We start from the raw sequence: 21,315 nt of genomic DNA, 5'->3' as shown, positions 1-21,315 counted from the left end.
GGCCGATGCCGACATCAGGGCGGTGCCCTCAGCCGTCCTCCTCGTCCCAGATGCGCACCTTCTTGGGCCGGGGGGCGCGGCCGACGCCCTCCTGCGCCTCGCGTCGCAGGGCGAGGACGACGAAGACCCAGCCGGCCGGGATGACCAGCCACCACTGGATCGCATAGGCCATGTGGGGCCCGGTGTCGGTGTCGGGGACGGCGAGGGGGTCGGGTCGCTCGCTGCGGGGGTCCTCCGACTGGAGCGAGACGTAGCCGCCGAGGAGGTCGGTGCCGACCTCGTCGGAGACCTCCTCGAGGTTGATGCTGGCGACCTGCCCGCGCGGCATGTCGCGCTCAAGGCTCTTCTCGCCCAGGCGGATCCAGCCGGTGACGGTCACCTCGCCGGTCGGTGCGGCCGGGACCTCGGGGGCGACGTCCGCCCCCTTCGGGCTGTTGGGGACCCAGCCGCGATCGACGAGGAGGGTGCCGCCGCCCTCGAGCCGAAGGGGGAGGAGCACCTCGTAGCCGTAGGTGCCGTCGAGCGGACGGTTGCGGACGAGGACCTGGTGACCGGTGTCGTAGGTGCCGGTCGCGCGCACCCGGGTCCACTCGTCGTCGATGGCGACCGGATCGTCGGTGAGGACCTCGGTGACGGGCACGGGGTCCGCCTCGTAGTGGCTCTCGATCCGCTCGGCACGCGCGGACCTGTCCTCGTAGCGGCCCCACTGCCACTGGCCGAGCCACAGGCACGCCAGGGACGCGAGGACGACGAGGAGGAACCACCCGAGCCACCTCGGGGTGAGGGCAAGACGAAGCATCAGCCGGCGTCGTCCGGGATCTCGTCGAGGGCGCAGGTCGTCACCGGGAAGCCGCGGATGGCGAGGTGCTCGCGCAGGACCTCCTCGTGCTCGGCGCAGGCGAGCCAGACCTTGCGACGCGACTCGTCGTGGATGCGGGGGTTGCGCCACAGCACGGCCCGGGTCGCGGCGTCGCGGCAGGCCTTGCGGCTGCACACCAGCTCGTCGGTCGGCATCAGGCGTCCAGCTGCCGGCGGTGGTCGGTCACGGGCTGGAAGGCCTCGTCGGCCACGCGGGGGCGCACGGCGTTGACGAGGACGACCGCGATGTAGGGCAGGACGACGGCGAGACCGACGCACACCCACCGCAGCCACCCCTCGAAGAAGTAGGCGCCGACGAAGCACGCCGTGCGCAGCGCCATCGTCGCGAGGTACTGGCGCATCCGACCGGCCTGCTCCTCCTGGAGCGAGATCGGTGCGGTGGTCACCGAGGGAACGGACGCGTGCGGCACGCTCTCAAGGGTACGCCGCGTGTCTGGGCGCTCTGCGGACCGGTTCGGGCTACCCGACGGTAGTGCTCTAGCGTCGACGGTGCGTGATCTGACCCACACGCGGCCACCGACGAAGGAGAGACATGACATCGCGGCGAGTGCTCGTCACGGGAGGCAACCGAGGCATCGGGGAGGCGATCGCGCGACGGCTGGTCGCCGACGGTCACCGGGTCGTCGTGACGTCGCGATCGGGCGACCCCGTCGAGGGTCTGAACGTCGTCGCCTGCGAGATCACCGACACCGCGTCGGTCGACGCCGCCTTCACCGCGGCGAAGGAGAAGCTCGAGGGTGACGTCGAGGTGCTCGTCGCCAACGCGGGCATCACCAAGGACACCCTGCTCATGCGCATGACGGACGAGGAGTTCTCCTCGGTCGTCGACACCAACCTCCACGGGACCTTCCGGTGCGTGCGCCGCGCGGCCACGCCGATGGTCAAGGCCCGCTTCGGCCGGGTCATCCTGCTCTCCAGCGTCGTCGGCCTCTACGGCTCGCCCGGGCAGACCAACTACGCCGCGTCGAAGTCAGGCCTCGTCGGCATCGCCCGCTCGATGACGCGCGAGCTCGGTGCCCGCGGCATCACCGCCAATGTCGTCGCGCCCGGGTTCATCGAGACCGACATGACGGCCGAGCTGCCCGACAAGACCAAGGCCGAGTACCAGGCCGCCATCCCCGCCCGCCGCTATGGGCAGGCCGACGAGGTCGCCGCAGCCATCTCCTTCCTCGCCTCCGACGAGGCGTCCTACATCTCCGGCGCGGTCATCCCCGTCGACGGCGGCCTCGGCATGGGCCACTGAGCGCTTCGCCACCGCACTCCTCGCACCCCCCTTCGAAAGGCAGCTAGATGCTCACCGGCAAGACCTTCCTCATCACCGGCGTCCTCATGGAGTCCTCGATCGCCTTCCACGTCGCCAAGCTCGCCCAGGAGCAGGGGGCGCAGGTGATCCTCACCAGCTTCGGCCGGACGATGAAGATCACCAAGACGATCGCCAAGCGTCTCCCGCAGGAGGCTCCGGTCATCGAGCTCGACGTCACGAGCGAGGAGGACCTCGCCGCCCTGGCCGACCGCATCGGTGAGCACACCGAGCGACTCGACGGCGTGCTCCACTCGATCGGCTTCGCGCCCGAGGGCGCCTTCACCTTCCTCGACGCGTCGTGGGAGGACGTGAGCACCGCGATCCACGTCTCGGCCTACTCGCTCAAGGCGCTCGGCGTCGCGGCGCTGCCGATGATGACCGAGGGCGGGTCGATCGTGGGTCTGACCTTCGACGCGAGCTTCGCCTGGCCGGTCTACGACTGGATGGGCGTGGCCAAGGCGGCCTTCGAGTCGACCAACCGCTACCTCGCCCGCGACCTCGGCCCGAAGGGGGTCCGCTGCAACCTCGTCGCCGCCGGCCCGATCCGCACGACCGCGGCGAAGTCGATCCCCGGCTTCGAGACCTTCGAGAACTCGTGGGACGACCGGGCGCCCGTCGGCTGGGACGTCAACGACCCGGTGCCCACGGCCAAGGCCTGCACGATGCTGCTGTCCGACTGGTTCCCCGCGACGACCGGCGAGATCCTGCACGTCGACGGTGGCGTGCACGCGATGGGGGTCTGAGCCCCTCTCCCGGTCCCTGAGGAAGGCCGTCGGCGGCCGCCTCGAAGGGTCGGCTTCCGGTCGAAGGGGGACGGCGGCACCCGCCGAAGTCCTACGTCTTCTCGTGGCTGAGTTGTCGTGTCCGACTTCGGCTTGATGTGTGCCGACATCCCCCTTCGACCTCCCGTAGTCTCCGGCACCCGCAGCGTGTCGCGCGGCAGTTCAAACCCTCGGGGGGACCTGAGACCCCGGACCTCGTTGCACCTGGTGCGAACTGCCGCCCGACACGCCGTCAGGTGAGGGGGTGGCCGCCCTCGTCGTCGGGCTGGGGGAGCGGGGTGATGCCGAGCAGGTCGAGGACGCGGCGCAGGTCGGGCTCGTCGATGGCTGCGTCGGCCTGCTCGCGCACGGCGGGCTTGGCGCAGAAGGCGATGCCGAGCTGGGCGGCGGCCATCATGTCGAGGTCGTTGGCCCCGTCGCCGACCGCGACCGTGCGATCGCGCTCGATGCCCGCCGAGGCGGCGAGCCGGGTGAGGAAGTCGGCCTTGGCCGCGCGGTCGACGACCTCACCGAGGACCTTGCCCGTCAGGTGCCCGTCGACGATCTCGAGGGTGTTGGCCCGTGCCGTCGGGATGCCGAGCTCTCGGGCCAGGTCGTCGACGACCTCGGTGAACCCACCGCTGACGAGACCGACGGTGTGCCCCGCCTCGACGAGGGTCGTGACCAGAGTCCGCGCACCCGGCGTCAGTCGCACCGCCGCACGCACCCGGTCGAGGACCTCGACCGGCAGCCCGGCGAGGGTGGCCACCCGCGCGTGCAGGCTCCCGGCGAAGTCGAGCTCGCCGCGCATCGCGGCCTCGGTCACGGCGGCGACCTCGTCACGAGTGCCCGCGTGCTCGGCGATGAGCTCGATGACCTCGTCGCGGATCAGGGTGGAGTCGACGTCCATGACGAGCGCAAGCGGGCCCTCGCCCGGCAGCTCGACGGACGACGGGGAGTCGGTGCCGGGGCGGGAGGTCATGCGGCGCAGTCTAGGTCTCGTCGAAGACGTGTCCCTTGCCGACCACGGTGATGCCGGACTCGGTGACCTGCAGGCCGCGCGCCAGGTCCTGTTCGCGGTCGTGGCCGAGGCGGATCCCGGCCGGCAGCCGGACGCCCTTGTCGACGATCACCCGGTGCAGCTGGGCGTGCCGACCGACGTCGACGCCGTCGAGCAGGACGCTGTCGATGACGTCGGAGTAGCTGTGCACGAAGACCCCGGGGGAGAGGACCGAGTTGTGGACGTGCCCACCGGAGACGACGACGCCGGGTGAGACGACCGAGTTGGTCGCGCCGCCGGCGCGCTCGGTGTCGGCGTGGACGAACTTCGCCGGCGGGTAGGGCCCGTGGTGGGTGTTGATCGGCCAGCTGTAGTTGTAGAGGTTGAAGACCGGGTGGATCGACGTCAGGTCGAGGTGTGCGTCGAAGTAGCTGTCGATCGTGCCGACGTCGCGCCAGTAGCCGCGGTCGCGGTCGGTCGACCCCGGCACGGTGTTGTCGGCGAAGTCGTAGGCGTAGGCCGTGCCGCGGGAGACGAGGTCGGGGACGATGTCGCCACCCATGTCGTGCCGGCTCTCGGTGTCGGCGTCACGGTTGACCGCGTCCATGAGCGCGTCGGCGGAGAAGACGTAGTTGCCCATCGACGCGTAGACCTCGTGGGGCGCGTCGGGCAGCCCGATCGGGTCCGTCGGCTTCTCCCGGAAGGCGGTGATGCGGCGCCCGTCGTCACCGACCTCCATGACGCCGAACTGGTCGGCCATGGCGATCGGCTGGCGGATCGCGGCGACGGTGCAGTCGGCGCCCGTCTCGAGGTGCTGCTCGACCATGTCGGAGAAGTCCATGCGGTAGACGTGGTCGGCACCGACCACGACGACGATGTCCGGGCGCTCGTCGGTGATCGCGTTGAGCGACTGGTAGATCGCGTCGGCGCTGCCCGTGTACCAGCTCTTGCCGCGTCGCTGCTGGGCGGGGATCGGCGCGACGTAGTGCCCGAGCGGGGAGGCGAGCCGCCAGGCCTGGCTGACGTGCCGGTCCAGGCTGTGCGACTTGTACTGCGTCAGCACGATGACCTTGGCGTAGCCGGAGTTGACGACATTGCTCAGCGCGAAGTCGACGAGCCGGTAGATCCCACCGAAGGGGACGGCAGGTTTGGCCCGGTCGGCGGTGAGCGGCATGAGTCGCTTGCCCTCACCACCGGCGAGGACGATCGCCAGGACACTGGGCTGACCTCTGTGGACCATGATCCAAACCTAGTGGCTACGGGGCGGGGCGTCCCCCCTTCGGCCCTAGGCTGGTCACGTGCGCGTCGACATCCTCAGCAAGGAGTACCCCCCGGCCGTCTACGGCGGTGCCGGGGTCCACGTCGCCGAGCTGACGCGGGCGCTGCGCGAGCGGGGCGACACCGACGTGCGGGTCCGGTGCTTCGGCGAGCCCCGGGACGAAGGGGGGACCACCGGTTATCCGGATCCGCCGGGTCTGGCGGGGGCCAACCCCGCCCTGACGACGATGGGCGTCGATCTGGCGATGGCGGCCGACTGCGCGGGGGCCGACCTGGTCCACAGCCACACCTGGTACGCCAACTTCGCCGGCCACACCGCCGGACTGCTGCACGGGGTGCCGCACGTCGTCTCGGCGCACAGCCTCGAGCCGCTGCGGCCGTGGAAGGCCGAGCAGCTGGGCGGCGGCTACGCCTTGAGCTCGTGGGTCGAGCGCACCGCCTACGAGGGGGCGGCCGGCGTCATCGCCGTCAGTCACGGCATGCGCGCGGACATCCTGCGCAGCTACCCGTCCATCGACCCCGAGCGGGTGCACGTCGTCCACAACGGCATCGATGCCGGGCTGTGGCAGCCGGCACCCGACCCGGAGGTCGTGCGACGCCACGGCGTCGACCCCGACCGCCCGTCGGTCGTCTTCGTCGGGCGGATCACCCGGCAGAAGGGACTGCCCCACCTGCTGCGTGCCGCCCGCGAGCTGCCCCCGGAGGTGCAGCTCGTCCTGTGCGCCGGAGCCCCCGACACCCCCGAGATCCTCGCCGAGGTCGAGGACCTCGTCGCCGAGCTGCGAGCCACCCGTGACGGGGTCGTGTGGATCTCGCAGATGCTGCCGCGGGCCGAGGTCATCGCGCTGCTCACCGCCGGCACCGTCTTCGCCTGCCCCTCGGTCTACGAGCCGCTCGGCATCGTCAACCTCGAGGCGATGGCGTGCGAGCTGCCCGTCGTGGCCACGGCGACCGGCGGCATACCCGAGGTCGTGGACGACGGCGTCACCGGGTGGCTCGTTCCCATCGAGCAGGTCGACGACGGCACGGGGGCACCCGTCGACAGCGAGCGCTTCGAGACCGATCTCGCGGCGGCCCTCGTGCAGGCGGTGGCCGACCCCGAGCGCGCGCGAGCACGTGGGGTCGCCGGCCGCGAGCGGGCGGTCGAGCACTTCAGCTGGACGAGCATCGGCGACCGGACCATGGCGGTCTACGAGAGCGTGCTCGCCCAGTCCTGACGGGTGATCTCGGCGACGACCTCGCCGAGCTCGGCGCCGGGCAGCGGCTCCTCCCACTCACGCACCTCGATGCGCACCTCCCGCATGCCGAGGCGCCGCATGACGCCGCGGGAGCCGGAGTTGACCACCATCGTCTCGGCGCGGACGACGTCGAGCCTCGGGTCGGAGAAGCCCTCTGCCACAACGGCCCTCGCCCCCTCGACCGCCAGACCCTGCCGCCACCACGACCGGGCGAGGCGGTAGCCGAGCTCGGCCACGCCCCCTTCGCGTGGCCACAGGGACCACCACCCGACGGGACGTTCGTCGACGTGCCCCACCCACATGGGGCCGGGGACCTGCGGCGTCCAGAAGTCCAGTGCCTCCTCGCGGGTGCGGGCCCGGCCGATGATGTGCCGTAGGACCTCGGGGTCGGCATCGAGGTCGGCGAGGAAGGGGAGGTGCTCGCGGCCGACCGGATCGAGGCGCAGCCGAGCGGTCCGCAGGACCCGCATCAGCGGGCCGGGACCCAGCCGGCCATCGTGGCGCAGGCGGTATTGGTCGCGTCGGCGAGGCAGCGCTCGCTCTCGCGCCGCAGGGCACGAAGGGCGGAGGCGCGCGCCTCGTCGCCGGCGGCCGTGATCGCACCCGAGGCCTGCAGCCCCAGCTCGGTGGCGATGGAGACGGTGCCGGCCAACCCGATGACCTTGCGGGCGCGCTCGGGCAGGGCATCGGGGAGAGCCCACTCGGCCCCGAGCCGGTCGTCGGCGAGGTCGCGTGCCAGGTCGTCGGCCCAGGGGGTGCCACCGATGGCATCGAGCTCGTCGATCGCGGCGAGGAGGGTGCGTCGCAGGTGTCGCTCGAGCTGGGAGGGCTCGAGCGCCTCGATGCGGTGCGGGGGAATCGGGTCGGCGTCGTGGGCCATCCAGTCGATGCGCACACCTTGCGCGCCCTCGGAGCCGAAGGTCGACGTCGACGGCACGAGCAGCCCACCGAGGCCGGCGACGTAGAGGGCCTCACCCGCCTCCACGGCGGCGTCGGTGGCCACCGGTCCGCAGCGGGGCAGGCCGGTCAGGTCACCGGGGCCGGGGAGGGCGACGAGGACGGCTGCCTCGCCGAGGTCGCGCCACAGCCGCAGCTGCTCGACGAGCCCCTCGGTGTGGTCGATGTCGGGCAGGGCCCGCTCGACCGCCTGGGTCAGGGTCACGCCACCGGCCCAGGCGTGCGTGACCCATGCGGCGACACGGACGGAGGCGGGCAGCTCGGGCATCTGACAGATGGTAATCCGCGACGGTTAGGGTCGGACCATGAGTGATGTCCTCGCCCTCGCCGGCGCCACCGTGGTCCGCGGGGAGTCGACCCTGCTCTCGGAGATCGACTGGGAGGTCGAGGAGGGGCAGCGCTGGGTCGTCCTGGGGCCCAACGGCGCGGGCAAGACGACGCTGCTGCAGCTGGCCGCCGCGCGCATGCACCCCACCCGAGGTGTCGTCGGTGTCCTCGGCGAGGTCCTCGGCGCGGTCGACGTCTTCGACCTGCGGCCGCGCATCGGTCTGGCCTCCGCGTCGCTGGCCGAGCGCATCCCGCCGCGCGAGCGGGTGTCCGACGTCGTCGTCACCGCCTCGTGGGGTGTCGTCGGTCGTTGGCGCGAGTCCTACGACGGGCTCGACCACGCCCGCGCGGTCGAGCTCCTCGAGGCCCTCGGGGCCGGCCACCTCGCCGACCGGACCTACGGCACGCTCTCCGAGGGGGAGCGCAAGCGCGTGCAGATCGCCCGCGCCCTGATGACCGACCCCGAGCTCATGCTGCTCGACGAGCCGGCGGCTGGTCTCGACCTCGGCGGACGCGAGGACCTCGTCGGTCGCCTCGGTCAGATCGCGGGCGACCTGGAGGCGCCCGCCCTCGTCATGGTGACCCACCACGTCGAGGAGATCCCCCCGCACTTCACCGACGTGCTCCTCCTGCGCGAGGGCCAGGTCGTCGCGCAGGGCCCGATCGAGATCACGCTCACCGAGGCCAACCTCTCGCAGACCTTCGGTATCGACCTCGTGCTCGAGCAGCACGGTGACCGGTGGTCGGCGCGGGCGCGCACCTGACGCCCGCCGTCCGGGCTCGACCGGGACTGATCCCACCGGGCCGCTCGGACACGCTGCGGTCACGGTGGGCGGGTCCCACCCCCTTCGTCAGGAGCGGTTGACATGATGGGGGCCACACACGAGACGGGGGCATGACGATGGAATGGCTCGGCGACAACCTCTGGCTGGCCTGGCTGGGGCTGGCCTTCGTGCTGATCGCGATCGAGGCGGCGACGGTCGACTTCGTCTTCGTCATGCTCTTCGGCGGTGCCCTCGTCGGAGCCCTGGCTGCCGCCCTCGGCGCGCCCGTGGTGCTGCAGATCGTCCTGGCGGTCGCCGTGGCCCTGCTGCTCATCGCGGTGGTGCGCCCGATCGTCAAGCGCCAGTTCAGCGACCCCGCGGCATCAGCCGACATCGGCTCGGCGGCCCTGGCCGGGCGCACCGCGCGGGTCCTCGAGACGGTCACCGAGACCGACGGCCGCGTGCGGCTGGCCGGTGAGACGTGGAGCGCGCGGGTGCCCGACGGCGCCGCCTCCTGCCTGCCCGGCGACGAGGTGCACGTCGTCTCCATCGACGGCGCCACGGCGATCGTCACCAAGAGCCCCTGACCCGACCCTCCGTCTGAAAGGACCCCGCCCATGGAAGGCGCCGGCATCCTCATCTTCCTCGTCGCACTGCTGGTCTTCGCGCTCGTCATCCTCTTCAAGACCGTACGCATCGTCCCGCAGCAGACCTCGCTGATCATCGAGCGGCTCGGCCGCTACTCACGCACGCTCGAGGGCGGCATCCACATCCTCGTGCCCTTCGTCGACAAGGTGCGGGCGAGCATCGACCTGCGCGAGCAGGTCGTGAGCTTCCCGCCCCAGCCGGTGATCACCTCCGACAACCTCGTCGTCAACATCGACACGGTCATCTACTACACGGTCATCGACTCCAAGCGGGCCGTCTACGAGATCGCCAACTTCATCCAGGGCATCGAGCAGCTGACCGTCACCACCCTGCGTAACGTCATCGGCTCCCTCGACCTCGAGCAGACGCTCACCAGCCGCGACCAGATCAACGGCCAGTTGCGTGGGGCGCTCGACGAGGCGACCGGCCGCTGGGGCATCCGCGTCAACCGCGTCGAGCTCAAGGCGATCGACCCGCCGATGTCGATCCAGGAGTCGATGGAAAAGCAGATGAAGGCCGAGCGTGACCGTCGTGCGGCCATCCTCAACGCCGAGGGCGTCAAGCAGTCGCAGATCCTCACCGCCGAGGGCGAGAAGCAGTCGGCCATCCTGCGGGCCGAGGGCTCGGCCCAGGCCGCGGTCCTCGAGGCCCAGGGCCAGTCGCGCGCGATCAAGCAGGTCTTCGACGCGATCCACCGCGGCAAGCCGACGCAGAAGCTGCTCGCCTACCAGTACCTGCAGGTCCTGCCGCAGATCGCGACGGGTGACGCCAACAAGATGTGGATCATCCCCAGCGAGCTCACCGACGCCCTGCGTGGCATCGGTGGCGCGCTCGGTGGCGGCGACGGCGACGGGCCGAAGGGGGGTCTGGACGCCGAGGAGTGGGTCGACCCCGGTCCGGAGGACGCCAACGTCTTCGACCAGACCGCGCTCGAGGACCCGGGCGACGCCCTCGCCGAGGCGCGCGGTCAGGCCGGTCAGGCCAGCCGTGAGGCGAGCGAGCACGCCACGCCCGCCTCGCGGGTGCAGCCGGCCAAGGGGCCGGGTGTGCGGCTGCCCGAGGCGACCGACCCGCCGGAGGCGACGGCGGCCCCGGCCCCGGCCGAGCCGCAGCCGGAGGCGACCGACCAGCCCGACGAGGGGCCCGACGCGGTCCGCTGACCACACTGCGACCCCGCTCCACGGCACCCGGTCCGCCCTCACTAGGGTTGGCCGGGTGTCGTGGCTCGAGATGGGTGCAGTGATCCTCGCCGGTGTGTGGGCGGGAGCCATCAACACCCTCGTCGGGTCGGGCACCCTCGTGACCTTCCCCGTCCTGCTCGCGCTGGGCACACCGGCCGTCACGGCCAACGTCTCCAACTCCATCGGCCTCGTCGCCGGAGGTGTGAGCGGCACCATCGGCTACCTCCCCGAGCTGAAGGGGATGGGACGTCGCGTCGCGCAGCTGGTGCCGATGTCGGTCCTCGGTGCGATCACCGGCGCCCTGCTGCTGCTGTGGTTGCCGCCAGAGGCCTTCGAGGCGGTCGTGCCGGTGCTCATCGGCATCGGGATCCTGCTCGTCATCTTCGGTCCCAGGCTGCAGGCGTGGACGAAGTCACGTCACGAGGAGGGCGGCTCGATGCCGACCAGCCACCTCGTCGCGCTCATGGCGGGCGTGCTCGTGGCCGGCGTCTACGGCGGCTACTTCGGCGCCGCACAGGGTGTCATCCTCATCGGCCTGCTGTCTGCCTTGTCGACCGAGCCGCTCCAGTCCCTCAACGGTCTGAAGAACGTGCTCGGCCTCTTCGTCAACGCGGTCGGCTCGCTCGTCTTCATCATCACCGCGCCTGACCTCATCGACTGGCGTCTCGCAGCCCTCGTCGGCGTCGGGGCCATCCTCGGCGGAGTCCTCGGCTCCCGCTACGGTCGGCGCCTGCCCCCCAACGCCCTGCGGGCCGTCATCGTCGTCGTCGGCGTCGCGGGCCTGGTGAAGTTCGTCTTCTTCCCGTGACCGAGCTCCTGGACCCCACGCTCCTTGCCCTCGGTGTCGTCGTCGCCATCGGGGCGATGGTGCAGTCGACGATCGGCTTCGGGATCGCGGTGGTCGCGGCTCCCTTCGTCGTCATGGTCCGGCCCGACCTCATGCCGGCCTCACTCATCGTGTGCGTCTTCTTCCTTCCCCTGCTGCAGCTGCTCGGAGGCGCCCGGGAGATCGCCTGGCGCCACCTGCGGTGGGCACTGGGCGCCCGAGTCCTCGCCACACCGCTCGGGGTGGCCCTCGTCGCCCTGGCACCCGCCGACGCCATCGCCCTCACCGTGGGCGTGCTCATCCTCGTGACGGTCGCGGCGTCGGTGTGGGCCGTGGACATCCGGCTGGACCGGCGCAACTCGGCACTCGCCGGCGCGATCACCGGCGTCTCTGGCACGGCCGCCTCCATCGGGGGGCCCTTCTTCGCGCTCGTCCTACGGCACGAGCGGCCTGAGCTGCTACGCGGGACCCTGGCGGCCTTCTTCCTCGCCGGCACGGTCATCGGGATGACCGGTCTGGCCATCGGCAGGCAGGTCGACCGGGAGGACCTGCTCGCCGGGCTGGTGTGGGCTCCCTTCGTGCTCGTGGGGCACCTGCTGGCGGGGCCGGTGCGACGGCGGATCCGGCCCGAGGCGGTGCGCCGTGGCGTGCTCGTCTTCTGCGTCATCGCGAGCATCGGGGTCATCTCCCGCGCCCTGATCTAGCCTGCTCCCGTGCCGATCACCATCACCGACCCGACCGACGAGCGGTTGCGCGACTTCGTCGGGCTGACCGACGTCAAGCTGCGCCGTGTCCTGGAGCCGGCCGGCGGCCTCTACCTCGCGGAGAGCGAAAAGGTCATCCGCCGGGCGCTGGCGGCGGGCCACCGTCCTCGAGCGCTGCTCATGGGGGAGCGGTGGCTCACCGACCTGGCCGATGTCGTGGCGCAGGCCGAGGACGACGGCGTGCCGGTCTACACGGGGACGGCAGAGGTCATCGAGGGGATCACCGGCTACAACCTGCACCGGGGCGCTCTTGCCTCGATGCACCGGCCCGCGGTGCCCTCGGTGGAGTCGGTGCTCGACGGCGCCCGGCGGGTGCTGATCATCGAGGACGTCGTCGACCACACCAACGTGGGAGCCATCTTCCGCTCCGCCGCCGCGCTCGGGACCGACGCGGTCCTCGTCACGCCACGTTGCGCCGACCCCTTGTACCGCAGGGCGATCCGCGTCTCCATGGGCACGGTCTTCCAGGTGCCGTGGACCCGGATCGACCCGTGGCCGGCCGGCATCGCCGACCTGCGTAAGGCCGGGTGGACGGTCGCGGCACTGGCCTTGGCCGACGACGCGGTCTCGCTCGACGAGCTGTCCGCCGACCCTCCGGAGCGCCTCGCCCTCGTGCTGGGGACGGAGGGCGACGGCCTGGCCCGGCGTACGCTCGGGCACGTGGACGTGACCGTGACCATCCCGATGGCCGGGGGAGTCGACTCCCTCAACGTCGCGGCGGCGGGGGCCGTCGCCGCGTGGGAGCTGAGGGTCCGCGACTGACGACCGGGCCGGCTTCGCCCGAGGACGGGTCGAGGTGATCTCGACCGTCTATCCGGTCGTATTCATCTCGACCCGCCACGTGGCGAAGGGGGGCCGCCCTCAGCTGCGGTACATGCCGGTGATGACGGCGCGCCCGATCGTGTGCTGGAGGTAGTTGAAGGCCGCCACGGTGCACGAGACGGAGTCGTCGATGCCCAGGTCGTCGGTGTCGAGCGCGTGGACGGCGAAGACGTAGCGGTGGGCGATGTCGCCCTGCGGAGGGGCCGCGCCGCCGAAGGCCTTGGTCCCGTAGTCGGTCGCGGTCATGAAGGCACCCTCGGGCAGCTGTGCTCCGCCCTCGACCCCCGCGCCCTCGGGCAGCGAGGTGGTGTCGGCCGGGAGGCCGACGACGGTCCAGTGCCAGAAGCCGGCGGGGGTCGGCGCATCCGGGTCGAAGCAGGAGACCGCGTAGCCCTTGGTGCCCTCGGGGGCGCCGGACCAGCTGAGCTGGGGGCTGAGGTTGCCGCCGGAGAAGCCCCAGTCGTCGAAGACCTGGGCCTCGGGCAGGTCGTCGCCGTCGGTGAAGCTCTCGCTCGTCACCTCGAAGGTCGCGGTGGGCGGGAGCAGGTCGTAGGGAGCCGGTGCGGTCGGTCGCGTGAGGTCCATGTCCCCGACCCTAGGGCGTCATGGGCACGCGTCAAGACGACCGTCAGCGCACGAGGCGGTCGAGCAGTCGCTGCACTTCGGCCGCGGGGTCGTCCGTGAGGCCGCTGTGCACAGGACCGGGACGCACGACGGTCGAGCGGGGCGCGCTCAGCCAGCCGAAGCGTCGGCCGTCGTCGCCGAGACGGGGCAGGCCGCCGCCTTCGCGACCGGAGGCGACGTCGCAGACGGTCTGCAGCGCGGCGTCGAGCTCGTCGAGGTCGAGGTCCGGCGCGAGGGCCCGCACCCGGGCCGCGTCGACCGCGAAGGCGGCTTCGAGGTGGTCGGCGGCCTGGCTGCGCAGGACGATGCCGACGTTGACGAACTCTTCGCGCTCGGCGCGAGGGACGCAGCGCAGGACGACGTACTGGTAGGGCAGGCGGGTCACGGGTGACCTCCGGGGAGCCAAGCAGCGGGGTGGTCGCGGCGGGCCGTGAGATGGGCCACGTAGGCCTGGCGGACGGACTGCGGCGAAGGGAGGTGCTCCCCGGTCTCGAGCCACGCGTCGGGGACGAGGTCGACGATGCCCGTGAGGACCTCGTCGGTCAGCACCGCGGCGAGCGTCTCGTGGGTCGACGTGAGATCGCCGATGAGGTCGCCGAGCACGTGGTCGCTCGCGTCGAAGGGTTGGGCGGAGAAGCGCTCGGCGTCGGGAGCTCGGCGAGCCCAGGAGTGGTGGAAGTAGAGCGCGGCGCCGTGGTCGATGACCCAGGGGCGGCCGCCCCATACGAGCAGGTTGGGGTTGGCCCACGTGCGGTCGATGTTGGCCGTGTAGGCGTCGAGCCAGACGATCGGCGCGGCCTGCTCTGCCGTCGCGGGACGGCTGCCGTCGTAGCCGAAGGAGCCCGGCAGGTAGTCGAGGCCCAGGTTGGTGCCCACGGAGGCGGTGAGCAGGTCCTGCACCTCCTCGTCGGCCTCGTAGCGGGCGATGTCACGCGGCAGGTCGACGACGGCCAGGCGGGGGACCGGGATGTCCAGGGCGCGGGCGATCTCGCCGACGAGGACCTCCGCGACGAGCACCTTGAGCCCCTGACCGGCACCTCGGAACTTCACGACGTACATGCCGAGGTCGTCGGCCTCGACGAGACCGGGGAGGGAACCCCCTTCGCGCAGGGGGACCGCGAATCGGGTCGCGGTGACGGTCTCGAGCACGGGTCAAGCCTATGCACGGTTTGCCCTCGGGCCGACTTCAGGCAATGGTGGAAGGCATGCTCTCAGGACGTCGCCCACCCCACGACTACCTCGGCACCGTGATCGGTACGCCGGACCCTCGGGGTCTCGCGCGCTTCTACGCCGAGGTCCTCGGCTGGACGATCCACAGCGACGAAGAGGACTGGGCGACGATCGCGCCGGAGCGAGCCCACGTGTACCTGGGCTTCCAGCTGGAGCGCAACCACGTCGAGCCGAAGTGGCCGGCGCTCGAGGGCGAGCAGCAGATGCAGATCCACCTCGACATCGAGGTGAGCGATCTCGAGGCAGCGGTCGCGGCCGCGCTGCGTCTCGGTGGGCGCCTGTCGGAGCACCAGCCGCAGGAGGAGGTGCGGGTCATCATCGACCCCGCCGGACACCCCTTCTGCCTCTACGTCGGCGCCCCCGAGGAGGCCGCCCAGACCCCGGTCTGACCCGCTGACCGGTGGTCGGCGAGGCCGTGGCGGAGCGGATTTCGCACTCACGACATCCGCGTGTAGAGTTTCTCGTCGTTGCCCCGGTGGTTCCCAGACCGCCGGATGCACCACTCGTCCGGGTGGCGGAATTGGCAGACGCGCTAGCTTGAGGTGCTAGTGCCCGTATTAGGGCATGGGGGTTCAAGTCCCCCCTCGGACACAGATGAGGGGTTTTCGCGAAACTCGCGAACTTCCCTCACGAATCCCCAGTCAGATTGAAAATCTGGCTGGGGATTCGTGGTTTCAGGGACCTATTTGGCTTGGGGACCAGCTCTGCGCAGTACGAAGCGGCCCTGACCGGGTGGTCAGGGCCGCTTGGGACTGCTGCACCGATAGGTGACAGTGGGTATTCACGCAGCCCGGTCGGCTGATGTGGTCATGGTGGTCTCGTATTCGATGGGCGTCAATCGGCCAAGGCGGTCTTGTCGTCGTCGGCGGCGGTAGGTGCGTTCGATCCAGGTGACGATCGCGATCCGCAACTCGTCGCGGGTGTCCCAGCGGCGTTGGTTGAGGACGATCTTCTGCAGGAGCGCGAAGAAGGATTCCATGGCGGCGTTGTCGCCGCAGGCGCCGACTCGACCCATGGACCCGAGGAGTTGGTGGTGGCCCAGGCGGTGGACGTATCGGCGGCTTCGAAATTGCGAGCCTCGGTCGCTGTGCACGATGCACCCGGCCACGTCGGCGCCGTCAGCGGCGCGGCGTGCGACGGCTGAGTTCAGCGCGGTGACAGCCAGGTGCGACGTCATGCGTGAGTCGATGCTGTAGCCCACGATCCGCCCGGAGCAGGCGTCCTTGATCGCGCACAGGTACAGCTTGCCCTCGCCAGTCCAATGCTCAGTGGGGGCACCTCCCTGCACGCAGTGCTTGGGGGAATGTCGGTCAGCCACACCTGATTCGGTGCCGTCGTGCTGGTGAAGTCGTGGCGGACGCGGCCCGCCTCGGGGCGTGTCAGATGGTCTGTGTAAGTGGGGTCTCCTATCTGAAGGAGATTGACTATGGCTATGACCAAGCCGAAGGATGACGCGCAGCGTGAGGAGCCGGAGGCTCGTCGGTTGCGTCGTGAGCTGTTCGATGACGAGATGCTCGACAAGTTGATGGCCGCGACGGATGAGCGTGGCCTGTCGCTGACGGGTGAGGGCGGTTTCTTGCCCGAGATGATCAAGGCTGTCCTCGAGCGTGGGATGCAGGCTGAGCTGACCGACCACCTGGGCTACGAGAAGGGCGACCCGGGAGGGCACGGCTCGGGGAACTCACGCAACGGCAGCACCCCCAAGAATTTGGGCACCGAGGTCGGTGACATCGGTCTGGACCAGCCGCGGGATCGCAACTCCACGTTCGCGTCGGCGTTGGTGCCCAAGGGCGCTCGGCGTTTGGGTGGGCTGGAAGACATGATCATCTCGCTGTACGCGGGCGGGATGACGATCCGCGACATCCAGCACCACCTGGCCGCGACGTTGGGCACCGAGCTGTCCCACGAGACGATCAGCAATGTCACCGACGCCGTCGCCGAGGAGGTCACCGCCTGGCAGACCCGCCCGCTGGAGGCGTTCTACCCGGTGATCTACCTCGACGCTCTGGTGGTGAAGATCCGCGACGGCGCTCACGTGAGCAACCGCGCCGCGCACATCGCTGTCGGCGTGGACATGGATGGCGTCAAGCACGTCCTGGGCATCTGGGTCCAAGCCGCCGAGGGCGCGAAGTTCTGGGCGTCGGTGTGCGCGGAACTGGCCAACCGCGGCGTCAAGGACGTGCTGATCGTCTGCTGCGACGGGCTGACCGGCTTCCCCGAGGCCATCGAGGCGACCTGGACCCAGGCGATGGTCCAAACGTGCGTGGTCCACCTGATCCGCGCCTCGATGCGGTTCGTGTCCTACACCGACCGTAAGGCCGTCGCGGCGATGCTGCGCCCGATCTATACCGCCGCGAACGAGGACGCGGCGTTGATGGCGCTGACCACGTTCGCCGACTCGAACCTGGGTAAGAAGTACCCCGCCGCCGTGGCCTCCTGGGAGAACGCGTGGGAGCGGTTCACGCCATTCCTGGCCTTCGGTCCCGCCTTGAGGAAGGTCATCTACACGACCAACTCGATCGAGTCGCTGAACTACCAGCTACGCAAGATCATCAAGAACCGCGGCCACTTCCCCAGCGACACCGCCGCGATCAAGCTGCTGTGGCTGGCCATCCGCACCATCGAGGACAAGCGAGCCCGTGAGCGCGCCAAAGAAGCCGGCACCCCCAGAGGCACTCCCCGCAAGGCACCCGGCAAGCTCGTCGAAGGCTCCGTCATCCAAGGCTGGAAAGCAGCCCTCGGCGAACTCGCCCTGATCTATCCCGACCGCATCAACACCTACCTGTAACCCACCGAGACCCAGTCACTTACACAGACAACTTGACAAGCTCCCGCCTCGCCCTCGACCGCGAGGCGGTCATCGTGCACCGGCGGTCCGGGCCTGGGCCGGGCTGAGCGCTTCTTGCCGAAGATCGACCACCATGCGTTCGCTGAGCAGATCCGCCACGCCGTGCGGGCCGACATGCCTGCTCCGGCGTGGGCGGCCTCCTCGTGGAGGTACCGGTACCCGAACGCGGGGTCATCGCGGTGGGCGTCGAACAACGCGTTCGCGCGATGGGCCCAGGCCAGCTCGGCCTCGGTCACCGGAGGAGCAAGCCACCGGTAGTACTGCGCTCGACACAACTTCAGTACCCGCTCCACGCCGCTACGCGACGGCCCTGCGTGGCTCCATTGTCACCGACACAGGCACCCGGATCCGGGCGCTCTTGTCGGCCAGCTCGCGGACGAGCGGGAACATCCTTTTGGGGGCAGGTTCGCCCGCGACAGGTACGCCGCCGCGCGCCGCAGGACCTCGTTCTCTTGCTCCAGCAACCGGTTACGGCGCTTGAGCTCACGAAGCTCGGCCGCCTGCTCGCGTGTGATAGCCGACGCGTTCCCGTCCTCGACATCGGCACGCTTGAGCCAGTTCGTCCGGCACGACTCACTGATCCCGAAGTCAGCAGCGATCTGCTTCAACTGCCGACCCGGCTGACGATTCCTCGCGACCCGAACCACGTCATCGCGGAACTCTTTGGGGTAGGGCTTGGGCACGGTGTCCATCCTTCCAGCAGCGCCCCTCGACGCCACAGGTCAGATGTCACCTATCGGTGCAGCAGTCCCAGACACGTCACATGGCCTGTGCTGCGGGCGTGTCGAGTGGGTCGTCCAGGGGCGACGCAGGAGCGTCGACGCGACGTGGTGAGAGGTGGTTCCAGTCGAGCACTAGGACACCGGCTACAGGCATGGCGATAGGTCAGGAACGGCGTCGCTCCCTACGCAGGAGGGAGCGCAGAGTCTCGGCGTTCGCGTAGCCGACCCGTAGCGCGATCTCGGCGGAGGTGAGGTCCGTGGTTGCTGAGAGGTGCCGAGCTCGTTCGATGCGAAGCCGTTGGACGAAGCCGAGCGGAGTGAGGTTGAGCGCCGCACGGACTCGTCGTTCGAGGGTGCGCCGGCTGGTGCCGAGCGACTGTGCGACGAAGGCGACGTTGAACGGTTCGTCCAGGCGGGCGCGCACGAAGCGTTCGAACTCGACGACGATCGGGTCATCGTGCCGGAGATGTTCGTAGGCGACGAAGGCCGCCTGCGACGGACGCTCGTCGATGATGAGGAGCTTGGCGACATGTTGGGCCAGGTCGGGGCTGATCGATCGCACGAGTGAGAGCGCGAGGTCGATGTGGGCGAAGGCGGCGCCGGCGGTGACGAGGTTCCCGTCGACCACGACCATGGTGTCGAGATCGAGGGCGACGGTCGGATAGCGCTTCAGGAACTCCGGCCCCAGGAACCAGCTGGTCGTCGCCCGCCGATGATCCATCCGTCCGGTCTCGGCGACGGCGAACACGCCGGTGCACGCCGCGGCGATCCGGGTGGTCGCGTCGTCGAGGCGCCCGAGCGAGGCGATGACCGAACGCACATCTCGGCTCTGTAGGGCGTCGTTGGTAGCGGCGGCAGTGAGGGTTCCAAGCGCAGGGACGACGACCACGTCGAACTCTGCGGACTCCGACAGCGGGTGGTCCACCGACAGGGTCATCGATGCCGTCGTGGTCACTGTCCGTTTCGGTCCGAGGATGGCGAGTTCGATCGGGTCGATCCGCGGGTCGACATCGCCGCGGGCTCCGTCGGCCACCCGCACGATGTCGATGACCGACGCGACAGCCGAACCGAAGCAGCCGTCGATCGCGATCAGTCCGATACGCATGGCGCAAACAATAGCAATACTGCCGTATACGCCACTTCTCACATGCCCTTGCTCGTCCTACGCTGAACTTGCTTCACCGGCAAACCTCGACACCTAGGAGAACACCTCATGTCCACACCCGCATCACTTCCGTATGCCTTCGTCGCCAAGATCGTCGCGGCCGATGGACAGCACGACGCGCTCGCCGATCTGCTCGCCGGCGCTGTCGCGCTCGCCAACGAAGAAGTAGGAACGATTGTCTGGTTCGCGGTCAGGACCCACGCCGACACTTTCTGGATCTTCGATGCATTCCCCGACGAGGCCGCTCGCGACGCCCACGCCAACGGCGCCATCGTCGCAGCCCTGACGGACAATCAGCACCTCCTCGGCGCAGCACCCGAGATCATGGCGGCCGACGTCCTCGCGTCCAAGCTCCCGTAGTCCGCCAACGCACGTCCGCAACGCGAACACAACACGAGCGCTGTCGGTCACAAACTCAACAGGCAAACCAACGGGCGGCTCTGGAGCGGCTCGAGCCACAAAGCGCACGCCACGTTCGAAGGAGCAATTGATGCCATCTATTCCTACATTGTCGTTGGACGACGCCAAACGTGTCATCGCGGCAGCAGAAGCTGAATCCAGCACGCAGGGTCAGCCCAGTAACATCGCCGTCGTCGATGCCGGCGGCAATCTCGTCGCTCACGTACGGATGGACGGAGCGTGGCTGGGCAGCATCGACATCTCGATCAACAAAGCTTTCACGGCCCGAGCGTTCGACACAGCCACCAAAGACCTCGGCGACCTCGCCCAACCCGGTGAGCAGTTCTACGGCATCAACGCCTCCAACGACGGTCGGGTGATGATCTTCGCCGGTGGCATCCCGCTCGAGCGCGACGGCCAGGTCGTCGGCGCCGTCGGCGTCAGCGGAGGAACCGGCGTCCAAGACCAGGCCGTCGCCGAAGCCGCCGCCAGCGCCTTCTGAGACCGACCCGCACCGAACCCGGCCCCCGGCCGGCACGGGGCTGGATGTGTGCGTCGTCCACGTAGACGGTCACGGCGCGGACCTTGGGGTCCGTCGCAGAGGAGAGCGACGTCGGTGTCGGGCAGAGCCGTGAGGCCAGCGCATCGCGCGACCACCAGACCCGAACAGCCCCTGCCCTGCGTTTCCGCAGGGCAGGGGCGGTTCGCCGGAGCCGCCTGTGGGAATCGAACCGACGACCTCATCACGTCGGCTTTGCGTCTATCGCTTGATGTGCCCACTGGGCGAACGAGCCGCTGACCTGCGCAAACGCCGAGCGCGGGGGACGCCGCCATCCGGTGGTGACCGACGACGACCGACCAGTACCGACCGTTCACCGGAGCTTGCGGCGGCGTCGAAGTCGAGCAAGCTCCATTCCTTTAGCTCACCGCGCCCTCCTCCTCGCCGGTCCCGTCGTCGTCGAAGACGTTTCAGGGGTCGTCTCAGATGACGGTGTAGGTCGGCCGGGCGCGTCCGTCCGCAGATAGACGTCGAGGTCTCCCGGGCCGAGGTCGCCGAGATTCCCTTCACCGCGTTCACCTCGAGGAAGAAGGCCGAGCAGGTCGGTGGCCGGCTCGTGGTCCGCCGGATCCCGGACCTCAACCCGGCAGGCAAGGACGGGCAGGAGACGCTGTTCGACACCTGGCGCTTCCACGCGTTCTTCACCACCACCGACCCGGGCGTGGCCGACACCGTGGCCGCGGACAAGACCCACCGCGGCCACGCGATGATCGAACAGGTCCACGCCGACCTCAAGAGCTCCGCGCTGGCACACCTGCCGTTCGGGACGTTCACCGCGAACGCAGCGTGGCTGGTGCTCGCCGTGATGGCGTTCAACCTCACCCGCGCCGCCGCCACCCTCGCCGGACCAGGCCTCGCACGCGCGATTACCGCCGCGATCCGCCGCAAGCTCATCGCCGTCCCAGCTCGGATCGCGTCCTCAGCCCGATGCGTGACCATGCATCTACCAACCGGCTGGCCATCGTGCTGTGGTCACGCTCTGCTGCGGTGGAAAGCGCAGTCTCGTGCCCGCGAATAACG

General features: G+C 69.9%; 25 protein-coding genes, 1 tRNA gene and 3 pseudogenes. 16 read left to right on the top strand and 13 right to left on the bottom strand.

From position 1 onward, the window contains the following. Window positions 1-28: 28 nt before the first annotated feature. The 3 genes from NYE39_RS03255 to NYE39_RS03245 are packed head-to-tail and all read right to left on the bottom strand — an operon-like array spanning window position 29 to window position 1,289. Window positions 29-799 (bottom strand): SURF1 family cytochrome oxidase biogenesis protein, encoded by a 771-nt coding sequence (locus NYE39_RS03255; RefSeq protein ID WP_341011842.1) that lies wholly within the window; start codon window positions 797-799, stop codon window positions 29-31. Further along, on the bottom strand, window positions 799-1,014 hold the full coding sequence (locus NYE39_RS03250; protein WP_185220237.1) for a hypothetical protein: 216 nt from the start codon (window positions 1,012-1,014) through the stop codon (window positions 799-801). The genes NYE39_RS03255 and NYE39_RS03250 overlap by 1 nt, the downstream gene beginning before the upstream one ends. Further along, the gene (locus NYE39_RS03245; RefSeq protein ID WP_072624657.1) at window positions 1,014-1,289 is read right to left on the bottom strand and encodes a DUF3099 domain-containing protein; all 276 of its coding nucleotides are present in this window, start codon (window positions 1,287-1,289) and stop codon (window positions 1,014-1,016) included. Before NYE39_RS03245 ends, NYE39_RS03250 begins: the two co-directional genes overlap by 1 nt. A 122-nt stretch (window positions 1,290-1,411) precedes the next feature. On the opposite strand from NYE39_RS03245, the gene fabG reads away from it, so the two are divergent. From fabG to NYE39_RS17270, 3 genes and pseudogenes are all read left to right on the top strand, one after another. Continuing rightward, complete coding sequence (fabG, locus tag NYE39_RS03240) at window positions 1,412-2,122, top strand: 3-oxoacyl-ACP reductase FabG (protein ID WP_341011841.1); 711 nt, start codon at window positions 1,412-1,414, stop codon at window positions 2,120-2,122. A 47-nt stretch (window positions 2,123-2,169) separates the two neighbouring features. Next, window positions 2,170-2,925 (top strand): enoyl-ACP reductase FabI, encoded by a 756-nt coding sequence (gene fabI / locus NYE39_RS03235; protein WP_341011840.1) that lies wholly within the window; start codon window positions 2,170-2,172, stop codon window positions 2,923-2,925. Between the two features lie 137 nt (window positions 2,926-3,062). Further along, a pseudogene (locus tag NYE39_RS17270) lies at window positions 3,063-3,296 on the top strand (hypothetical protein); the annotation flags it as partial. Here NYE39_RS17270 and serB read toward each other — a convergent pair. Together serB and glgC are read right to left on the bottom strand one after the other, a co-directional pair. Beyond that, window positions 3,197-3,925, bottom strand: coding sequence for a phosphoserine phosphatase SerB (serB, locus tag NYE39_RS03230; protein WP_341011839.1), 729 nt, complete (start codon window positions 3,923-3,925; stop codon window positions 3,197-3,199). The pseudogene NYE39_RS17270 and the gene serB sit on opposite strands and share 100 nt — an antisense overlap. 10 nt (window positions 3,926-3,935) lie before the next feature. After that, window positions 3,936-5,183: a glucose-1-phosphate adenylyltransferase gene (gene glgC, locus NYE39_RS03225; RefSeq protein WP_341011838.1), complete on the bottom strand. Its 1,248-nt coding sequence runs from the start codon at window positions 5,181-5,183 to the stop codon at window positions 3,936-3,938. A 58-nt stretch (window positions 5,184-5,241) separates the two neighbouring features. Between glgC and glgA the strand changes: the two genes are divergently transcribed. Next, on the top strand, window positions 5,242-6,438 hold the full coding sequence (gene glgA / locus NYE39_RS03220; protein WP_341011837.1) for a glycogen synthase: 1,197 nt from the start codon (window positions 5,242-5,244) through the stop codon (window positions 6,436-6,438). Here glgA and NYE39_RS03215 read toward each other — a convergent pair. After that, on the bottom strand, window positions 6,411-6,929 hold the full coding sequence (locus NYE39_RS03215; protein WP_072624651.1) for a GNAT family N-acetyltransferase: 519 nt from the start codon (window positions 6,927-6,929) through the stop codon (window positions 6,411-6,413). The genes glgA and NYE39_RS03215 overlap by 28 nt on opposite strands. Then, entirely contained in the window at window positions 6,929-7,684 is a 756-nt protein-coding gene (locus NYE39_RS03210; RefSeq protein WP_072624650.1) for a hypothetical protein, read from the bottom strand. Before NYE39_RS03210 ends, NYE39_RS03215 begins: the two co-directional genes overlap by 1 nt. A gap of 37 nt (window positions 7,685-7,721) precedes the next feature. Here NYE39_RS03210 and NYE39_RS03205 point away from each other — a divergent pair, with 37 nt between their 5' ends. The 6 genes from NYE39_RS03205 to NYE39_RS03180 all read left to right on the top strand — a co-directional run bounded on the left by NYE39_RS03205 (window position 7,722) and on the right by NYE39_RS03180 (window position 12,688). Next, window positions 7,722-8,507, top strand: a complete 786-nt coding sequence (locus NYE39_RS03205) for an ABC transporter ATP-binding protein (RefSeq protein WP_084451598.1) — start codon at window positions 7,722-7,724, stop codon at window positions 8,505-8,507. A 131-nt stretch (window positions 8,508-8,638) separates the two neighbouring features. Further along, complete coding sequence (locus NYE39_RS03200; protein ID WP_083546088.1) at window positions 8,639-9,094, top strand: NfeD family protein; 456 nt, start codon at window positions 8,639-8,641, stop codon at window positions 9,092-9,094. 30 nt (window positions 9,095-9,124) lie between these two features. Then, on the top strand, window positions 9,125-10,315 hold the full coding sequence (locus NYE39_RS03195; RefSeq protein ID WP_072624648.1) for an SPFH domain-containing protein: 1,191 nt from the start codon (window positions 9,125-9,127) through the stop codon (window positions 10,313-10,315). 55 nt (window positions 10,316-10,370) lie between these two features. Next, window positions 10,371-11,144, top strand: coding sequence for a sulfite exporter TauE/SafE family protein (locus tag NYE39_RS03190; protein ID WP_072624647.1), 774 nt, complete (start codon window positions 10,371-10,373; stop codon window positions 11,142-11,144). Beyond that, window positions 11,141-11,866 carry a sulfite exporter TauE/SafE family protein gene (locus NYE39_RS03185; RefSeq protein ID WP_083546087.1) on the top strand — a complete coding sequence of 242 codons (726 nt, stop codon included), beginning with the start codon at window positions 11,141-11,143 and terminating at the stop codon, window positions 11,864-11,866. Before NYE39_RS03190 ends, NYE39_RS03185 begins: the two co-directional genes overlap by 4 nt. 9 nt (window positions 11,867-11,875) lie before the next feature. Next, window positions 11,876-12,688, top strand: coding sequence for a TrmH family RNA methyltransferase (locus NYE39_RS03180; RefSeq protein WP_072624646.1), 813 nt, complete (start codon window positions 11,876-11,878; stop codon window positions 12,686-12,688). 99 nt (window positions 12,689-12,787) lie between these two features. Here the strand turns inward: NYE39_RS03180 and NYE39_RS03175 are convergent, their stop codons facing one another. The 3 genes from NYE39_RS03175 to NYE39_RS03165 are packed head-to-tail and all read right to left on the bottom strand — an operon-like array spanning window position 12,788 to window position 14,521. Continuing rightward, the gene (locus NYE39_RS03175) at window positions 12,788-13,333 is read right to left on the bottom strand and encodes a YbhB/YbcL family Raf kinase inhibitor-like protein (protein ID WP_072624645.1); all 546 of its coding nucleotides are present in this window, start codon (window positions 13,331-13,333) and stop codon (window positions 12,788-12,790) included. Window positions 13,334-13,376: 43 nt separating this feature from the next. After that, on the bottom strand, window positions 13,377-13,757 hold the full coding sequence (locus NYE39_RS03170; RefSeq protein ID WP_072624644.1) for a DUF3037 domain-containing protein: 381 nt from the start codon (window positions 13,755-13,757) through the stop codon (window positions 13,377-13,379). Next, the gene (locus NYE39_RS03165; protein ID WP_072624643.1) at window positions 13,754-14,521 is read right to left on the bottom strand and encodes a HipA family kinase; all 768 of its coding nucleotides are present in this window, start codon (window positions 14,519-14,521) and stop codon (window positions 13,754-13,756) included. Before NYE39_RS03165 ends, NYE39_RS03170 begins: the two co-directional genes overlap by 4 nt. Window positions 14,522-14,577: 56 nt before the next feature. On the opposite strand from NYE39_RS03165, the gene NYE39_RS03160 reads away from it, so the two are divergent. Both NYE39_RS03160 and NYE39_RS03155 read left to right on the top strand, forming a co-directional pair. Continuing rightward, window positions 14,578-14,991, top strand: a complete 414-nt coding sequence (locus NYE39_RS03160; protein ID WP_072624642.1) for a VOC family protein — start codon at window positions 14,578-14,580, stop codon at window positions 14,989-14,991. A gap of 116 nt (window positions 14,992-15,107) precedes the next feature. Continuing rightward, a tRNA-Leu gene (locus tag NYE39_RS03155) sits at window positions 15,108-15,193 on the top strand. A gap of 190 nt (window positions 15,194-15,383) precedes the next feature. On the opposite strand, the pseudogene NYE39_RS03150 reads toward NYE39_RS03155, so the two are convergent. Continuing rightward, window positions 15,384-15,961 (bottom strand): annotated as a pseudogene (locus NYE39_RS03150) (IS3 family transposase); the annotation flags it as partial. Between the two features lie 73 nt (window positions 15,962-16,034). Here NYE39_RS03150 and NYE39_RS03145 point away from each other — a divergent pair. After that, window positions 16,035-17,390, top strand: a complete 1,356-nt coding sequence (locus tag NYE39_RS03145; protein ID WP_445667061.1) for an IS256 family transposase — start codon at window positions 16,035-16,037, stop codon at window positions 17,388-17,390. Window positions 17,391-17,776: 386 nt separating this feature from the next. Here the strand turns inward: NYE39_RS03145 and NYE39_RS03140 are convergent, their stop codons facing one another. Next, window positions 17,777-18,133, bottom strand: coding sequence for a transposase (locus NYE39_RS03140; protein ID WP_072626212.1), 357 nt, complete (start codon window positions 18,131-18,133; stop codon window positions 17,777-17,779). A 202-nt stretch (window positions 18,134-18,335) separates the two neighbouring features. After that, complete coding sequence (locus NYE39_RS03135; protein WP_072624641.1) at window positions 18,336-19,277, bottom strand: GlxA family transcriptional regulator; 942 nt, start codon at window positions 19,275-19,277, stop codon at window positions 18,336-18,338. A gap of 108 nt (window positions 19,278-19,385) precedes the next feature. Here NYE39_RS03135 and NYE39_RS03130 point away from each other — a divergent pair, with 108 nt between their 5' ends. The 3 genes and pseudogenes from NYE39_RS03130 to NYE39_RS03120 all read left to right on the top strand — a co-directional run. Beyond that, the gene (locus NYE39_RS03130; RefSeq protein WP_050670096.1) at window positions 19,386-19,697 is read left to right on the top strand and encodes a putative quinol monooxygenase; all 312 of its coding nucleotides are present in this window, start codon (window positions 19,386-19,388) and stop codon (window positions 19,695-19,697) included. A gap of 154 nt (window positions 19,698-19,851) precedes the next feature. After that, on the top strand, window positions 19,852-20,238 hold the full coding sequence (locus NYE39_RS03125) for a GlcG/HbpS family heme-binding protein (protein ID WP_229117445.1): 387 nt from the start codon (window positions 19,852-19,854) through the stop codon (window positions 20,236-20,238). A gap of 532 nt (window positions 20,239-20,770) precedes the next feature. Next, window positions 20,771-21,313: pseudogene (locus tag NYE39_RS03120) on the top strand (transposase); the annotation flags it as partial. Window positions 21,314-21,315: the final 2 nt, after the last annotated feature.

It is taken from the genome of Janibacter sp. FSL W8-0316 (genome assembly GCF_038004165.1).
In the GTDB taxonomy this organism is placed as follows: Bacteria; Actinomycetota; Actinomycetes; order Actinomycetales; family Dermatophilaceae; genus Janibacter; species Janibacter indicus.
The sequence above is the reverse complement of the archived record's forward strand: the minus strand, read 5'-3'. Positions and strand labels throughout refer to the sequence as shown.

What these genes read in the sequence shown, in the direction of transcription:
- glgC (WP_341011838.1), bottom strand. Translation starts at nt 5,183, where the DNA reads ATGGTCCACAGAGGTCAGCCCAGTGTCCTGGCGATCGTCCTCGCCGGT.
- NYE39_RS03145 (WP_445667061.1), top strand. Translation starts at nt 16,035, where the DNA reads ATGACCAAGCCGAAGGATGACGCGCAGCGTGAGGAGCCGGAGGCTCGT.
- NYE39_RS03130 (WP_050670096.1), top strand. Translation starts at nt 19,386, where the DNA reads ATGTCCACACCCGCATCACTTCCGTATGCCTTCGTCGCCAAGATCGTC.
- NYE39_RS03195 (WP_072624648.1), top strand. Translation starts at nt 9,125, where the DNA reads ATGGAAGGCGCCGGCATCCTCATCTTCCTCGTCGCACTGCTGGTCTTC.
- NYE39_RS03205 (WP_084451598.1), top strand. Translation starts at nt 7,722, where the DNA reads ATGAGTGATGTCCTCGCCCTCGCCGGCGCCACCGTGGTCCGCGGGGAG.
- NYE39_RS03200 (WP_083546088.1), top strand. Translation starts at nt 8,639, where the DNA reads ATGACGATGGAATGGCTCGGCGACAACCTCTGGCTGGCCTGGCTGGGG.
- fabG (WP_341011841.1), top strand. Translation starts at nt 1,412, where the DNA reads ATGACATCGCGGCGAGTGCTCGTCACGGGAGGCAACCGAGGCATCGGG.
- fabI (WP_341011840.1), top strand. Translation starts at nt 2,170, where the DNA reads ATGCTCACCGGCAAGACCTTCCTCATCACCGGCGTCCTCATGGAGTCC.
- NYE39_RS03210 (WP_072624650.1), bottom strand. Translation starts at nt 7,684, where the DNA reads ATGCCCGAGCTGCCCGCCTCCGTCCGTGTCGCCGCATGGGTCACGCAC.
- NYE39_RS03160 (WP_072624642.1), top strand. Translation starts at nt 14,578, where the DNA reads ATGCTCTCAGGACGTCGCCCACCCCACGACTACCTCGGCACCGTGATC.
- NYE39_RS03135 (WP_072624641.1), bottom strand. Translation starts at nt 19,277, where the DNA reads ATGCGTATCGGACTGATCGCGATCGACGGCTGCTTCGGTTCGGCTGTC.
- NYE39_RS03175 (WP_072624645.1), bottom strand. Translation starts at nt 13,333, where the DNA reads ATGGACCTCACGCGACCGACCGCACCGGCTCCCTACGACCTGCTCCCG.
- NYE39_RS03255 (WP_341011842.1), bottom strand. Translation starts at nt 799, where the DNA reads ATGCTTCGTCTTGCCCTCACCCCGAGGTGGCTCGGGTGGTTCCTCCTC.
- NYE39_RS03250 (WP_185220237.1), bottom strand. Translation starts at nt 1,014, where the DNA reads ATGCCGACCGACGAGCTGGTGTGCAGCCGCAAGGCCTGCCGCGACGCC.
- serB (WP_341011839.1), bottom strand. Translation starts at nt 3,925, where the DNA reads ATGACCTCCCGCCCCGGCACCGACTCCCCGTCGTCCGTCGAGCTGCCG.
- NYE39_RS03215 (WP_072624651.1), bottom strand. Translation starts at nt 6,929, where the DNA reads ATGCGGGTCCTGCGGACCGCTCGGCTGCGCCTCGATCCGGTCGGCCGC.